Source organism: Acinetobacter sp. WCHAc060025, from assembly GCF_004209355.1.
Classification (GTDB): Bacteria; Pseudomonadota; Gammaproteobacteria; order Pseudomonadales; family Moraxellaceae; genus Acinetobacter; species Acinetobacter wuhouensis.
Genome location: NZ_SGSX01000036.1, coordinates 1 through 13,939 on the forward strand (window position 1 = coordinate 1; position 13,939 = coordinate 13,939).

25 protein-coding genes and 1 pseudogene are annotated in these 13,939 nt (G+C 37.7%); 14 read left to right on the forward strand and 12 right to left on the reverse strand.

What is annotated here, in order from left to right:
• From EXE09_RS17890 to EXE09_RS19120, 9 genes and pseudogenes are all read right to left on the reverse strand, one after another.
• Positions 1 to 243 (reverse strand): annotated as a pseudogene (locus EXE09_RS17890) (hypothetical protein); the annotation flags it as partial.
• Positions 236 to 442, reverse strand: a complete 207-nt coding sequence (locus tag EXE09_RS17895) for a hypothetical protein (RefSeq protein WP_130114629.1) — start codon at positions 440 to 442, stop codon at positions 236 to 238. The gene EXE09_RS17895 and the pseudogene EXE09_RS17890, both read right to left, overlap by 8 nt.
• Positions 439 to 957 carry a hypothetical protein gene (locus EXE09_RS17900; protein ID WP_130118172.1) on the reverse strand — a complete coding sequence of 173 codons (519 nt, stop codon included), beginning with the start codon at positions 955 to 957 and terminating at the stop codon, positions 439 to 441. Before EXE09_RS17900 ends, EXE09_RS17895 begins: the two co-directional genes overlap by 4 nt.
• A complete protein-coding gene (locus EXE09_RS17905) occupies positions 954 to 1,202 on the reverse strand; it encodes a hypothetical protein (RefSeq protein WP_130118173.1) in 249 nt (82 codons plus the stop codon). The genes EXE09_RS17900 and EXE09_RS17905 overlap by 4 nt, the downstream gene beginning before the upstream one ends.
• Positions 1,199 to 2,176, reverse strand: coding sequence for a helix-turn-helix domain-containing protein (locus EXE09_RS17910; RefSeq protein WP_130118174.1), 978 nt, complete (start codon positions 2,174 to 2,176; stop codon positions 1,199 to 1,201). Before EXE09_RS17910 ends, EXE09_RS17905 begins: the two co-directional genes overlap by 4 nt.
• Positions 2,173 to 2,481: a hypothetical protein gene (locus tag EXE09_RS17915; RefSeq protein ID WP_087554171.1), complete on the reverse strand. Its 309-nt coding sequence runs from the start codon at positions 2,479 to 2,481 to the stop codon at positions 2,173 to 2,175. The genes EXE09_RS17910 and EXE09_RS17915 overlap by 4 nt, the downstream gene beginning before the upstream one ends.
• Positions 2,478 to 2,894, reverse strand: a complete 417-nt coding sequence (locus EXE09_RS19115; RefSeq protein WP_228257234.1) for a hypothetical protein — start codon at positions 2,892 to 2,894, stop codon at positions 2,478 to 2,480. The genes EXE09_RS17915 and EXE09_RS19115 overlap by 4 nt, the downstream gene beginning before the upstream one ends.
• Complete coding sequence (locus EXE09_RS17925; protein WP_130118175.1) at positions 2,866 to 3,246, reverse strand: transcriptional regulator; 381 nt, start codon at positions 3,244 to 3,246, stop codon at positions 2,866 to 2,868. Before EXE09_RS17925 ends, EXE09_RS19115 begins: the two co-directional genes overlap by 29 nt.
• A gap of 8 nt (positions 3,247 to 3,254) precedes the next feature.
• The gene (locus EXE09_RS19120; RefSeq protein ID WP_130118176.1) at positions 3,255 to 3,443 is read right to left on the reverse strand and encodes a hypothetical protein; all 189 of its coding nucleotides are present in this window, start codon (positions 3,441 to 3,443) and stop codon (positions 3,255 to 3,257) included.
• 103 nt (positions 3,444 to 3,546) lie between these two features.
• Between EXE09_RS19120 and EXE09_RS17935 the strand changes: the two genes are divergently transcribed.
• The 5 genes from EXE09_RS17935 (at position 3,547) to EXE09_RS17955 (ending at position 6,019) form a co-directional block, all read left to right on the forward strand.
• Complete coding sequence (locus tag EXE09_RS17935; protein WP_130118177.1) at positions 3,547 to 4,215, forward strand: LexA family transcriptional regulator; 669 nt, start codon at positions 3,547 to 3,549, stop codon at positions 4,213 to 4,215.
• A gap of 38 nt (positions 4,216 to 4,253) precedes the next feature.
• Positions 4,254 to 4,556 carry a hypothetical protein gene (locus EXE09_RS17940; protein ID WP_130118178.1) on the forward strand — a complete coding sequence of 101 codons (303 nt, stop codon included), beginning with the start codon at positions 4,254 to 4,256 and terminating at the stop codon, positions 4,554 to 4,556.
• Positions 4,557 to 4,895, forward strand: a complete 339-nt coding sequence (locus EXE09_RS17945) for a hypothetical protein (protein ID WP_130118179.1) — start codon at positions 4,557 to 4,559, stop codon at positions 4,893 to 4,895.
• 190 nt (positions 4,896 to 5,085) lie between these two features.
• Entirely contained in the window at positions 5,086 to 5,523 is a 438-nt protein-coding gene (locus EXE09_RS17950) for a hypothetical protein (protein WP_130114490.1), read from the forward strand.
• A 307-nt stretch (positions 5,524 to 5,830) separates the two neighbouring features.
• The gene (locus tag EXE09_RS17955; RefSeq protein WP_130118180.1) at positions 5,831 to 6,019 is read left to right on the forward strand and encodes a hypothetical protein; all 189 of its coding nucleotides are present in this window, start codon (positions 5,831 to 5,833) and stop codon (positions 6,017 to 6,019) included.
• Here EXE09_RS17955 and EXE09_RS17960 read toward each other — a convergent pair.
• Positions 6,009 to 6,251, reverse strand: coding sequence for a hypothetical protein (locus EXE09_RS17960; protein WP_213073867.1), 243 nt, complete (start codon positions 6,249 to 6,251; stop codon positions 6,009 to 6,011). The genes EXE09_RS17955 and EXE09_RS17960 overlap by 11 nt on opposite strands.
• A gap of 188 nt (positions 6,252 to 6,439) precedes the next feature.
• Between EXE09_RS17960 and EXE09_RS17965 the strand changes: the two genes are divergently transcribed.
• The 9 genes from EXE09_RS17965 to EXE09_RS18000 are packed head-to-tail and all read left to right on the forward strand — an operon-like array spanning position 6,440 to position 10,549.
• Positions 6,440 to 6,907 (forward strand): hypothetical protein, encoded by a 468-nt coding sequence (locus tag EXE09_RS17965; RefSeq protein WP_130118181.1) that lies wholly within the window; start codon positions 6,440 to 6,442, stop codon positions 6,905 to 6,907.
• Positions 6,907 to 7,257, forward strand: a complete 351-nt coding sequence (locus EXE09_RS17970) for a hypothetical protein (protein ID WP_130118182.1) — start codon at positions 6,907 to 6,909, stop codon at positions 7,255 to 7,257. The genes EXE09_RS17965 and EXE09_RS17970 overlap by 1 nt, the downstream gene beginning before the upstream one ends.
• Before the next feature lie 10 nt (positions 7,258 to 7,267).
• Entirely contained in the window at positions 7,268 to 7,987 is a 720-nt protein-coding gene (locus tag EXE09_RS17975) for an ERF family protein (protein WP_130114485.1), read from the forward strand.
• 52 nt (positions 7,988 to 8,039) lie between these two features.
• Positions 8,040 to 8,315 (forward strand): response regulator, encoded by a 276-nt coding sequence (locus EXE09_RS17980; protein WP_130114486.1) that lies wholly within the window; start codon positions 8,040 to 8,042, stop codon positions 8,313 to 8,315.
• A gap of 59 nt (positions 8,316 to 8,374) precedes the next feature.
• Complete coding sequence (locus EXE09_RS17985; protein ID WP_087554158.1) at positions 8,375 to 8,599, forward strand: hypothetical protein; 225 nt, start codon at positions 8,375 to 8,377, stop codon at positions 8,597 to 8,599.
• Complete coding sequence (locus EXE09_RS17990) at positions 8,599 to 9,042, forward strand: hypothetical protein (RefSeq protein ID WP_130114488.1); 444 nt, start codon at positions 8,599 to 8,601, stop codon at positions 9,040 to 9,042. The genes EXE09_RS17985 and EXE09_RS17990 overlap by 1 nt, the downstream gene beginning before the upstream one ends.
• Positions 9,035 to 9,199 (forward strand): hypothetical protein, encoded by a 165-nt coding sequence (locus tag EXE09_RS18865; protein WP_165382088.1) that lies wholly within the window; start codon positions 9,035 to 9,037, stop codon positions 9,197 to 9,199. Before EXE09_RS17990 ends, EXE09_RS18865 begins: the two co-directional genes overlap by 8 nt.
• A complete protein-coding gene (locus tag EXE09_RS17995; RefSeq protein WP_068974410.1) occupies positions 9,199 to 9,408 on the forward strand; it encodes a DNA-binding protein in 210 nt (69 codons plus the stop codon). Before EXE09_RS18865 ends, EXE09_RS17995 begins: the two co-directional genes overlap by 1 nt.
• Before the next feature lies 1 nt (position 9,409).
• Complete coding sequence (locus tag EXE09_RS18000) at positions 9,410 to 10,549, forward strand: phage integrase Arm DNA-binding domain-containing protein (RefSeq protein WP_130118183.1); 1,140 nt, start codon at positions 9,410 to 9,412, stop codon at positions 10,547 to 10,549.
• Positions 10,550 to 10,666: 117 nt separating this feature from the next.
• Here the strand turns inward: EXE09_RS18000 and pepN are convergent, their stop codons facing one another.
• Positions 10,667 to 13,276 (reverse strand): aminopeptidase N, encoded by a 2,610-nt coding sequence (gene pepN, locus EXE09_RS18005; protein ID WP_130118184.1) that lies wholly within the window; start codon positions 13,274 to 13,276, stop codon positions 10,667 to 10,669.
• A gap of 267 nt (positions 13,277 to 13,543) precedes the next feature.
• Positions 13,544 to 13,939: hypothetical protein (locus EXE09_RS18870; protein ID WP_213073897.1), on the reverse strand; the 396-nt coding region annotated here is incomplete at its 5' end.

The following is a 13,939-nucleotide window of genomic DNA, read 5'->3' on the forward strand; positions in this document are numbered from 1 at the left end:
ATCTAAGTTTGCTTGAAGCTCATCCATCTCAGCCTGTCTTGATTGCCATGCCTTGCACCAAATCACCCACTTATTATTAAACTCCGATAAGTAAGGTGCACTCACTCCAGACTTAACTGCTTCATATAATCCAAACTCACCGAGTTCACCTTTAAAATCAACATCGGTTCTAAAAATCCCAATCCAAAATCTGTTCCCCTCAAACGCTTCTCTGCACTTATCCACTACTTTAGATTTACTCATTATCGCCACCATTTTTCAGCAACCATTGCTGCATCATGTAATCTATTTCTTTCCAATTGTCCGCATGACGTTCAATTAAGCTAAACGCTACAGCTCCATTCACGCCCTGCCAATCTTGGTTAAGTTCTTCTTTGCGCTCTTCTGTGAGTTCAGGTGGTTCAAACTGATCAAAGAATTCATCAAATGTCATATCACTCATAAGTCCACCACTCTTGTACTCGGACTCAAATGATTCCGAATGTCTGTGCAATCGTCTGATTCGAGTTGTTTGTCGATGCGATGACCTGTTTTGATTTCAGCAAGTTCATCATCTTCAATAAGTTGATCACCAATTAATGTAAAACCTGTCATAGCGGCGTAGCATTTGAAGCACATTTTCGGCTTTTTGATTTCACCACCCTTGTGCAAATCAGATGAACCACAATCGATACAGAGCTGAGGATTGTCGTATTCAGCAATTGCGGTGCGGAGGTCGTCAAGCACATATGCAAATTTAAAGTTATAAAAAATCTCCCAACTCTCTTCGATAGTCGAGTCCATCCAATCTTTAAAACCACCATTCCAATACGTTTGCTCACACCCATTGTCTAGTCTGTAGTAATGATTTTGCTTACATACAGCCACATGAGTGGCGGTATTATCAGGCGCACCCTCTACAATCCCTCTCGCCCTTTCAATCCCACCAACTTGCTCAATTAAGTCATGTTTAATCATGCCGCCACCTTCTCATGTCCAGATTTGACTTTGTTGGTGCCTTTAACATGGCTTGGGCGATAAACACGGTCATAACATCCTTTGCAAGCAGAATCAGGGCGCATAACAATCGTCCCGTCTTTAAGCTTTGCTTTGATCATGAACCAAAATTCTGAATCAACTGGCCAGTATTCATCACAATGTTTACAAAGCTTTTCTTTGCCTAGTTCAGTGAAGATATACATTGGTTTTTTAGAATCATTCATGCTGCTGCACCTCTGCCCTTAGGTTTAAAACCAACGTCAGCAAGATATGATTTCCAATTCTGGCGTTCAGAAGGATCGGCGAGTTTTGCAGCAATGCGACCAGCAAGATTTTCATACGATTCACCTGCAGAGCTATATTTTTTAATGACCTCAGGATGGCGAGCAAGTTTGTTTGCAAACATGTACATCTGACTTGGTGATGCAAATGAGATGAAATCAGGATTTGTATCTTTGATTTCAGATTTTGGGTTTTGGTTGTACTTATGACGATTTTTAAGTAACCAGTCGGTAAAGTGATAAATCATCAAGTCATCACATAAATCACGACCTGCATTGAAAAGTTCAAATACTTTCTTTTCACGTTCAAACCAAACTGCTTCGATAATCGACTTTGGCACTACCGTGGGATCGGCTTGATCTAATTCCAAACGAAGTTTTTTCAAACAAAGCCAGTCTTTTTTATTTTTAGATTCATTAATAGATTCTTTTAAAGATTCCGTGTCCCAACGTTGGGACTCTTTAACGGAATTGTTGGGACTCTTTAACGGAATTGTTGGGACTGTTCCATTGTTGGAACTGTTCCATTGTTGGGACTCTTTAAGAGGGGTAACAGTCCCATTATTGGTATTGTTTAAATCCTCATTTTCATCTTTTAACAGTACCGTTATTGGTACTGTTTCACGACCAGTTACACCCAGCAATTGATAAACTTTGACCTGTTTTGTGCGCCCCTTACGTTCACCTGTATCAATAATTAATCCGTCTTCAATCAGCTCATCGATGATTTTTAAAACAGTTTTACGATCCATTTCGGTATCTTCAACCAACCTAGCCACACTCGGATAAGCGCAATGATCTTCACTAGCACGGTCTGCTAGTGACAGTAAAACAAGTTTCTTCAGTGGCTTTATGCTGCCACCTTTCTTCTGTTTTTGACGCACTTTCCAAGCCCATATGGTTGCATCTAAGCTCATAATTCACCAGCCTCAGGCATTTCATAAATAAAACTGCCATGCATCAAAATTTTATTGGCCCGATATAGGCTTGCTACTATTTCACTCGCCTGATACACAGAAAGCCGATGCTCATTGGTTAAAAGCTCAATAAACTCATTTCTAGCTACCGCAGCTTGTTTGACATCACGATTAATTTTGCGAAGATTGGCTTTGCGCACTTCCAAAAATGATGCCAGCGACCTTAAAGCAGGTTCATACCATGATTGAGTCCACTGGATTTGTTTATGCTCTGGTGCTTTTTGGAAGTGTTGATTTGTAGTCATGAAACCTCCGCTAATGCTTGTTCAGCCTCGGTTAATCGACGATTGGCTTGGATTTCTGCGACTGTTGCGTGGCGAATGTCATCTTTAAAAGCAGGACCAAAAGTTCTCGACTCCAAAATCTTTACTCGGTACATATTGGGCGTGTACATATGATTGACAATTTCTAGCAACACATCTTTTGTGCCTTCGCCAATCAAAACCACAACATCACCGGGTAGAAAATCCGAATCACATTCTTTTGCGCTGGGTAATTCCCGCACCAAGCACGTATTACACTGCTCTTCTTTGAAGTCAGTGCACTTGTTAGCGCAAGGATGTTTTGGTATATTTGATTTCATATTCATTTCTACCTCGTTATGAATGTATGAAGCCTGATCTAATCCATCAGGCTTTTTTAATGTCTGGACTTCCATAGCCCAATTCTTCCTTTCTCTCACTAATTTCGTGATGGAAAAGGTCATCTACTGATTCAACTCTGTTGATGTAGCATTTCATCATGTGAAACATTGAGGCTGCTGTTTCACGATCTAAACTTTCATAGGTTTTTGGAACAACCTTGAATCCAAGAAGACTCAATAAGACGCAAGCATTTTCAATTTCAGTCAAACCATTGCTTTTCTTATCATTTTTCATTCTTGAAAGTGTGCTTGGATCCACTCCTAAGCGTTCCGCTAAAACACTATTGTTCGCCTGTGCAAGCGCATTAAATACACGTGCAATGTCATTTCTAGCGCTTGCAGACATTTCAATTGATACTTTGCTCATGGTGGTTCCTAAGCGACTAAGGTTTGTTGGTCAGCCTTGAGCTTCCCATTTGTTTTGACTTGTAAGACAGCTTGGGTTGTTAAGGGAATTCCAAATTTTTCCCACTTCCAAAGTGTGACGGTTGAATATCCAATTTTTTGGGATAGCTCTTTTCGACTTTTACAATTGTGGTAATTCAATAAATCGTTAATTTTCACGGTTACACCAAGTTAACTATGGTTAATAAACCAAATTTAACACTTGTTAACCATAGTTTCAATAGTTCGTATTAACATTAGTTAATCTTTTGGGGATTTTTTTATGTCTTTACACGCTCGCATTAAACAGAAGCTTGAAGAAAAAAATTTAAGAGCTGCCGATCTAGCTAGGGCCACAAAGAAGTCTCCTGTATCTGCAAAAAAGTGGCTTGATGGCGTCAGTGTACCAACCGCAGAAAATTTAAAAGTTATTGCGAGGTTTCTAGGTGTAACTGATGACTGGCTGTTGTTTGGTGGGAAAAATGAGAAAAAATTCGACAATAACGTTATGCCTATCACCTCAAAACTAATTCCTGTTTTATCATGGGTTCAAGCTGGGTCTATGACATCAGTTGAATCAATTGACCCGTTAGAAATAGCTGAATGGTTACCACCTTTAAGTGTTGATGACCCTGATGGTTGTTTTTATCTGAAAGTCGTTGGTATTAGTAACTACCCAACCTATATGGAGGGTGATTGTATTTTGGTAAATCCTAAATTTCAGGTGTGCGATCTTTTGTCGGGAGATTTAATTGTTGTAAGAAATAACACTGATGCAACATTTAAGAAATTTGTTATTGAGAGCGATGAGCGTAGGTACCTGCAAGCACTCAATCCTAATTTCCATCCGAATATTATTGAATTTGAAGAAGGCATGGAGTTGGTTGGGCTCGTGATTGATGCATTTAGGCCGCTAGGTGGGTCACGCCCAAAACGAATGAGAAAAAGTTAATCTAATAAATTTCAAAAATTTTATAGAAAGAGACCACTATGATAGCAACCCTAAATAAATCTAAAACCGCGCTAACAATTAATCGCCAAGAATTCAAATTAGCATTAGGTAAAATTGGCGAAGGTATTGATAAACAAATAGCCTCACTTAAAAAAGCCAAGCAAAGCTATGACCCTGCTGAAATGGCGCGTGAAGTCATAGCTGAAGCAAATATTTTTGAAGCTATTATTGAGGGGTTTAATGAAGCTGAAGAAACCAGTTTAAAGCTGGCTGATATAACAAACCTTGAAGCAGCTCAAGAATGGATAGATGAGTTTTTAGAGAGATATTCGGATATTTAAATGAGAATTCAAAGTCTACTAATTTATATTTTGATAATTACACCACAGGTAAATGCAGAACCTTGGAAAGATATTTCTACTGAAGAAAATCGAGCTGCTGGCTCTGTTGTTAGGATTGATGAAAATATTGAAAAACAGCCTGATGGAACGCTACTTGTAAAATATGAAACGGGAGGCAATAGATTGAGCTTAAAAATACCCCATAAGATAAAAGTTAACTGCTCAAAGAAATCTATTGTATATCAAGGTAGTTTTGACTTACGTAATTCTTCAGAGGCTGTAAAAATAAACATACATAGGGACATTGGTACTGTATATAAAGAAGTTTGTCTTAAATAAAAAACTATTCACCCAACACAACCCTAAGATCGTGTTGGGTGAATGAATTTTAGAGAAGAATTTAAAAATGAATAAATTTGACTACATGAAACTGGTGGTGCTACTTGTACTGGTGGCTTTTTGTTGGGGTTCAATGGTTTTATAAACTGCGAACCCGACGCAGTCCTTTGGATCGGGTGGAGATGAAAAGATGAGCCAAAAGCGCGATAGAAATACTAATATTTACTTACATTTATTAAGCAACTTGACCAACAACCCTGATAATGGATACCAAATCCCAATTACTCTTAATGTATCAGGCCAATTAATAAGTGGAATAATGATAGGGGAAGAAGAGTTTTACAATTTAAATTTAAACGCTATCTTTAAGCCAATTCATGATGCTTTAAATATTGAAAAGAAAGATTTTTTTAACGAAGATGGCACAATTAAGGATCATTTAACGGAAGAAGATATTGAAAAAATTCCAGATTCTTACTGCCAAAAATTTCTATATTTAAAGAATGCTAGGTATATATCAGGATCTGTCTTCTTGCCATCCGAAGACTCCGATGCTGCAGCTATATCCATTCGTCTCTCTGATGTTAGCTCTTATAGTTTTGGAGCTTTTTCAACGAGCAAGAATTGATGTTTTTTCTAATTGCTTGAGCAATTGTTTCAACCTCAAGTTTATTTGGTTGTATGATTACAATTTTCATGATTTAGCAAACTCCCTTAACCCACCCCGCGTGGGTTTTTATTTACCTGTAACACCTAGAACCTACAATCACCAACAAGGTTACTGAAGGATAACCTGTAATAACTAAGTAAAATCTATCTCGTCGCCCTGCTATATGCAGGGTTTTCTTTTTAAAAATCCATACCCCCTCTGATATTATGAAGCTGAGACTCTGCACCAACATTGATCTCAAGCATTCATAAATATCGGAGAAAATATGAAACCTGAAATTATAGAAGCTCTAGCGTTAGAGCTTACTAAATCAAAACTTGCCAATAAAAAAACTACTGCATCTGATTGGGTTCAAGCCTATAAAGAATCACATGCAGAAATTGAAGAAGCATGTGATGAGGAGCGCACACATAACAAGCCACTTGCTGGAGGTCGTCTCTTATCTAGCGATTGACCTTAGAAATCACATGGCAGCCATTCTTTTGTGAAAACTCCAAAAGAGTGGCTTTTAACTCATCCTTAAATTTAAGTGGGCATTCAATCACCACAGTATCAATGTAGCTTCCATAAATAAGTTTTTGTGCAGCGCTTACCTGCTTTTCCAAATCTTCAGGCTTTACACCATTTAGCAGTAATTTTTCAACAATCTGCTTACGCCATTCATGTATTTCATTTCCTAGACTCATTTACTCACCTATTGAGTGGTTTTCTTTTGTCTATTAAAGCATAAACCATAGCTAATAAAAAGATTAACCATTGTTAACTTCCCTCTTGACTAATAAATTAACCATAGTTAATATAAATCTCACAGACAACAAAAAAGCACACCGACCGTCAAATCATGTGTGCTTTTACAGAAACTGCGAGATCAATTATGAACATAAAACCCAATTCAATCAATCCCACTGTTACACATCATGTACAGCCTTTTGGCTTTATTAAAGTCGCAGCACTTGCGGGCTTATTCACTACAGGTGTTATTGCATTCGCTTATAACCCTGATTCAACTGAATACAAACCACCTGTTACTATCCCTGCAATCACTCCATCTACCTATGAAGTTCAAACGCTTAAATTAGATTCTGATCATTCAGGTACTGCAGTAATCAAACTTGATGATTACATCTTAAAAGTTGGTTTTGATTTCGATAAGTACCCTGCCGACTACGGCGTACGTGGTTCTGAATACACAGAAGTCGAAGTTTCAAACCTTGCCATTGATGACGTTAAATCCATCTACGGCGCTAAATTCAATGACTTCACTGTTGATGCTGACCATCGTGCAATCAATCAGTTAATCGCTGGCTACATCATGCGTAACCGTTTAGTGGAGGCGATCTAATGAATCTACTCACTAAACCCACTTTCTTCTGCCAATTCGACAGTGAAACATCACAAGGTGCTCGTTACCGTGTGGGTATTGATAAACCTACTTTTTATATCTTGAAGTTGAAAGAAAAAAAGGATTTTGCGCTTAAAGGCTTTCAGCAAAAGTACGATTTGTATCGTGAATATCCAAATACTTTGTTCAAAATCCAAGATAACAAAGTATCAGAAAAGCTGAACGATTTACTTACTAAAGCAGTTACAGCCAAATCAAATTCAGATTACTACGACCGTTTAAATGACGCTGGCCATTTTGCTTCTGCAGATTATAAGAAGTGGAAACGTGCTAGTCGTGGCTTAATGTAGGAGATGGATCATGAACAATACAAATAATCAAAATATTAACGCACTTCAGCAGATTCAAGCTGAATTAAAAGCCCCTAAAAGCAAAACAAACACATTTGGTAAATATAACTATCGTAATTGTGAAGACATTCTTGAAGCCGTTAAACCACTTCTTCAGAAATATGACGCATCACTGATTATCACAGACGAAGTTCAAGAAGTTGCTGGTGTAGTTGTCGTGACAGCAAAAGTTATTTTCACAGACGCGAGTGGAAAAGAAACTGTTGTCAAAGCTCATGCTGGTGTTGAAATTAATAAGAAAGGTATGGATGTTGCTCAGACGTTTGGCGCATCAAGTTCTTACGCTCGTAAATACGCTTTAAATGGCCTGTTCTTGATTGATGACACCAAAGACTATGACTCTGATGAGTATCACAACCAAGTGAATCATGCTGCTCAATCTAATAATACAAAGTCAAATTCTAGACAAGCTCAACAATCTAATAGCAACCAGAATAGCCAATCAAATGGACAGCAACAAAGGCCTTTAGCACAACGCTATAACGATGCTTTAGGTGCAATAAAAGGGGCTAAAAAGCCTCAAACATTAGACAAGGCTATCAACACATTTGCCAATACTCAATTTGATGCATCAATTAGACGCGCATGTAAAGCTCGTGCAGATCAAATGGGATGGTTTGAAGCACCGCCAGTGAATCAAGTTCAGCAACAAAATCAAGTACAGCATTGAGGAATAAAATGAATATCTTAAATGGTTTTGAACTTGAAAACGGTGCAACTCAATGAAAACCGTAGTCAAAAGAAAGAACCTAGATGCATTTCGCATCTGGTTCACCAAACTTGGTTATCAAGTTTCAAATTTAAAAGAAAAGGGTTTCACGGCGCGTACAAGCGACCGTGGAATCAAAAAAAAGCATCATTATGTTTTAGTCACTGACACTTTAAATGGTAATCCTGCTGCTTTTGAGCTTGGTAAAGAATTTGAAGATCATCTGGCTTCACCAGACTTTCTAGAAGTCAAAGGGGATAAAAATGGAGTTTTGTCTTTTGTTGCTTGAAATTTTATTGATTGTAAACGGAACGATTGTAATTAATTTTGAAGTATAGAGTTGGTGATATGGATTCTGCTAAAGATTTTCAAAAAGAAGTGGCAAAAAAGAACTTTGAAAACGCAAAAAATAAAGTAATCAAGGTTCTGGAAAATGAGCCATTCGGCTTGTCTGTGAGTCAATTAATGACTGCTTCTAGACTCAGTGTAAAAACAGTAAAGGCAATTCTTCAGTGTGCTGAGTTTAAAACTGAAAATGAAGTTTATTTTTTAAAAGTTCAGCAGGTGGCGTGATGGATATTCAAAAAGAAGAATTTATTAAACGATTTAAAAGCACTTTTGTATATGACTTGCTCTCACAAACACTTACTGATGAACAATTGTTTGAGCACGTTAATGATACTAATGGTGACATTATTTGGTTTAAAGATCAGACGCGCCAAATGTGGTTTATGTGGCAAGCAGCCCAACAAATGGCTGTGCCTGAAAGTAGAACTGATTTTGAGATAATAGATCAAACATTAAAACTAGTTGATCTACTGGCATCATCTATGAATGTTTATCAGCGTGATCCTAATAGCAAAGTCTACCCTTTTGAGTCTAAAAATCCACGTGTAAATGAATGGTGGTGTACAGCTTGTAAAATACAAGATTTACTTACACAAACTGATCCTGAAAATTGTGATTTTGAAGAATACAAAGCCATGATCGAAGCACAGGAGCGGAGTCATGATTGATGTTTGTGATGTGTGCGGAACAAACTCTGATAATTGCATTCATTTTGAGTCAATGATGGTTTGTGATGTTTGCAGTGATGATTTTGAATGTATGTCAAAACATAGTGATGTGTGTGCTGAACTTGATGATGAGTTTAGTGAAGAGGAGGAAGGTTGATGACTTGTTTAGTAAAAGTTTCAAAATTTCTTGAGTTGGTGTATGGAGATGATGAAAATGCAACGCCACCTTCTCCACAAACAATTACACGAGCTTGTCGCAAAGGTGAATTACCAGCTAAACAAAAAGGCAAGCTCTGGTATATCGACTGGGATCTTTATCAAAAGCAAACTGGTGATGATCTTGTTGATAAAGTTTTGAGAGGTTGATATGGGACGTCCAAGAAAAAAAGGGAATCTTGATGTGCCAACAAACCTTTATCGTGGTGATGGTAAATCGTGGCGATATCGCCACCCCGTCACCGGTAAATTCCACTCAATGGGTATTGATAGACAAAAAGCTTTTCAAGCAGCACGCAAACTTAATGACTTATTGATACCTGAGGTGGATTTGGTCGCAAAAGTTTCAGGTAGCGTGGCATTTGGTGAGTTTTCTGAAAATTGGTTTTTACACAAGCGCAGAAAAGATGGAAAGCCATTATCTAAAAGCACAAAGCAAACCTATCGTATTTATCTAACGTTCTGCCAAAACAAATGGCGTGACTTAAGTATGGATAGCATTACATTGCTGATGATCAATGCTCACTTGGATTCTTTAACAACCGTACCAAGTAATCAAACAAGATCTATCTTAATGGAAATATTTGATCTTGCTGTGAGTAAAGGCTTATGTCCTGATAACCCAGCACAGCTAACTTTACGAAAATTTCCGCATAAAGAACGAAAGAGACATACCGTTGAAGGACTAGCGATAATTCGTGATGCAGCCGAACCATGGATGAAGAATGCCATTGATCTAGCGATGCTAACGACACAAAGACGCATTGATATTATTAATATGAAATGGGAACATATTGTTGATGGGTATCTACATGTCGCGCAAGAGAAAACAACGGACGATCCTGAAGATGAATTCGAAGTTTCCGAAGGTGCTGGTTATGTGCGGATTAAAATTGATGAAGAACTACAAAAGGTTTTAGATCAATGTAACGATGGGATTGATAGCCCTTTTATTATTCATAGAGTACCGAACCGTAAAGGACGTCCTAATATCGATGTTGTGAAAGAACATTTCACTCAATTAGACAAACAATATATCACTAAAAATTTTGCAAAGTTAGCGACATCAACCAATGCATATCCAAACTATACATCTAAACAGCGCCCAAGTTTTCATGAAATTCGAGCATTAGCCATTTTCTTACATAAAAAAGCTGGTCGTAGTGCTCAGGCATTAGCAGGACATGCGACACCGAAGATGACAGAACATTACGAGTCTGGACATGAAATCATCTGGAATGATGTTGATATTGGAATTAAACTACCATTTGCCGATTTGACAGAAAAATAGCCTGCAAAACTATAGCTTAAGTATTTGTTTTCTATAAGTTCCAAAAGTGCTATTTGCCCTATTAAAAATAAGACAAATAGCATAATAAATAATTAAAAATCAATTACTTACAATAAGTTAAATACTTAACATACTATTTACAGTTTCACTGACATTTTTTGATTTAACTTGTGCTTTTAAACTTTCCAATGCTGCTTTTACTTCACCACGTTGTGGTTCAGCCAAAGTGTACCAACGCGTCAACACTTGTAATAAACGTGAACCAACAATTGGATTCTTTTCATCTAAGTATTTTGCCAAATCTACAAAATGCTGAACACCAAAACTCCAAGTATTCACAGGATTGGCATTTAAGCCACCGCTCACCGCACGAATACGGTTTGGTACACCCAAATCATAATCTGCATGTGAAGTTAAATATTGAATCGTTTCAGCAGTCGCTTTTGGATGTGCAGCTTGGATCATAAACCATTGATCTAATGATAATGCTTCATCTTTAAAACGATTATAAAAATCTTGTAATACATCTTTGGCCTGTGGTGCATCATTCCAAACAAGGACTTTAATTGCACCTAAACGTTCAGACATATTTTCAGCATTTTTATACTGGGTATTTGCCAAATTAAAAGCCTCATCATCTCCTTGACGGGCAATGAAACTCAACATGATATTTCTAAGCGCACGAACCCCCATTGCTTGGGAAAACTCATTTTGTGAATCTGGATCAAGTGATAGATATGTTTCCTTAGCAAAACCGCCCAATACTTTCGCCAATTGATTCAATAAAGCTTCACGTGCTTCATTAATCACAACTGGATTGTAATCTTGGTCGATACGGCTACCTAAATAACCTTCAGTAGGCACATCAAATAAGCGCGAAGCCAATAGTGGATCTTTCGCAATCACAAATGGAAGCGTTTGCTGAATTGCATTGAGATAAACTTGGGCATCATGACCATTCAACAAAATACGTTCAAGCAATGTTTGTGTTGCTTGCCATTGGTTAAACCCATTGGTTTCGTATTGCAATAAGAATGCAAGTTCTTCATCTGAATAGTTAAACTCAAGATTTACTGGAGCAGAGAAATTACGCAACAATGATGCAACTGGTTTTTCAGTAATACCTGTGAATTCAATCGTTGCTTCATTTTGATCAAATAAATAAACACCATCCTTTACGCCATTTTCAAACAATGCATCAGAATGAAGTGCATACTGCTCACCTGTTTTTGCATTAAATAAAGCCAATGCAACTGGGATCGGTACAACTTTTAAGTTTGGATATTTAGCATGTGCTTTCAAACTTTGCTTAAAGCTCAAACGATATGTCTGGTTTGCTGCATCGTACTCACCTTTTGCCTCAAGTTTTGGCGTACCAGGTTGGTTGTACCAAATTAAGAAAGCTGATAAATCAACACCTGAGCCCGCTGTTAAAGCAGCAACCCAATCTTCAACCGTCACCGCTTGACCATCATGACGTTTGAAGTATTCATCCGTACCTTTACGGAATTTTTCTTTACCCAATAAAGTTGCCATCATGCGGTTAATTTCCGCACCTTTTTCATACACTGTCGCTGTGTAGAAATTATTAATTTCAACAAAATGATCTGGACGTGGTGGATGTGACAATGGGCCTGCATCTTCAGGAAACTGATGTGCTTTTAACACCGCAACATCATCAATACGTTGTACCGCAGCGGATTGCAAATCCTCCGAAAATGATTGATCACGGAAAACGGTTAAGCCTTCTTTGAGACACAATTGGAACCAATCACGGCAAGTAATACGATTACCTGTCCAGTTATGGAAGTACTCATGGGCAATGACAGATTGCACACGCATGATTGCAGCATCAGTCGTATATTCTTCATCTGCAAGTACACATGAAGTATTGAAAATATTTAAGCCTTTATTTTCCATTGCACCCATGTTGAACGCACTGGTTGCCACGATCATGTAATTATCTAAATCGTATGGGCGACCATAATGTTCTTCATCCCAACGCATTGAATGCTTTAAAGCTTCCATTGCAATATGACATTTTGGAATATCTTTTTCTTCAGCGTAGATTTCTAAAGTAACATTACGACCCTCAGAGGTTGTGTAGCGATCTTTTAAAACTGCCAAATCACCAATCACACAAGCAAATAAATAGCTTGGTTTTTTGGTTGGATCTTGCCAAATGGTATAGTGACGGCCTTCACCTGCTTCACCCGCTTCGATCAAATTACCATTTGCCAACAAAACAGGATATTTTTTATCTGCTTCAACACGCGTCGTGAATACCGAAAGAACATCTGGACGATCTGGATAAAAAGTAATTTTACGGAAACCTTCAGGCTCATTTTGCGTTACGAATAAATTACCTGCTGCTTGATACAAACCCTCAAGTTGAGTATTTGATTCAGGATGGATAAGCACTGAAATTTCGACAATTGCAGAATCTGGTGTATTTGAAATCACCAGTTGCTCAGTATCCAATTGATACTCACTTTTTGTAAGTTGCTTTCCATTAATCGAAATAGATTTTAATTCGAGATCACGACCAAGTAATACTAAATCACCAGCCGTTTGTCGTTGCATGACTAATTTAGAATCAACACGCGTATGGTCATCAAACACTTGGATATTGAGATCCATCGAATCTACAACATAGGATGGTTTTTGATAATCTTTTAAATAAACAGTTTGTTGTGCTTCAACTACAGGGTTTGCCGCAATGTTCATATGATGTCCTAATCCTATTGTTCGCTTAGACTTGTAATGTGATATGCATTGATCATAGGTCAATTTTCATCACTTGTCTGTGCTGTTACTTAACTTCTATATGGGACTTCATCAAATTAATTTCAATTGCATAAAGACAAAAAGCTTAGGGGTTGCGCTTTATTTATACAAAAACCATTGGGGTGTTTAAAAGTATATCTCACACCGTCTATTACAAAAAAGACCGCTTTTCTAAAGCGGTCTTATACAGTGAACTTATTCGTTGTATTAGTAGTTTATGCAAGTATAACTTTTATCCCCCATCATAATTGCACCTGTTTTATAAGTCGCCCCACTCTGATTATTATATGTCATTTGCCAAATATTGTGATTTGAATCAAGCATACTCAATATACTTACTCCATTTACAGGGGTTGTATCTCCATATTGTTCATTTGCAGTTAAACTTATAGACACATTTTTGCTTGGCATTTTTACAGTTAAAGTATTTCCTGAACGTGTCACACTACACGCCCCACTTACCATATCTGTATTTGAAAAATTTTGAGTTACAAGATCTAAGACTTGACCAAAATTACCTGTGAAACTGGTAAAACCTGCCGTACTTCCTGTTCCTGTTCCTGTTCCTGTTCCTGTTCCTGTTCCTGTTCCTGTTCCTGTTCC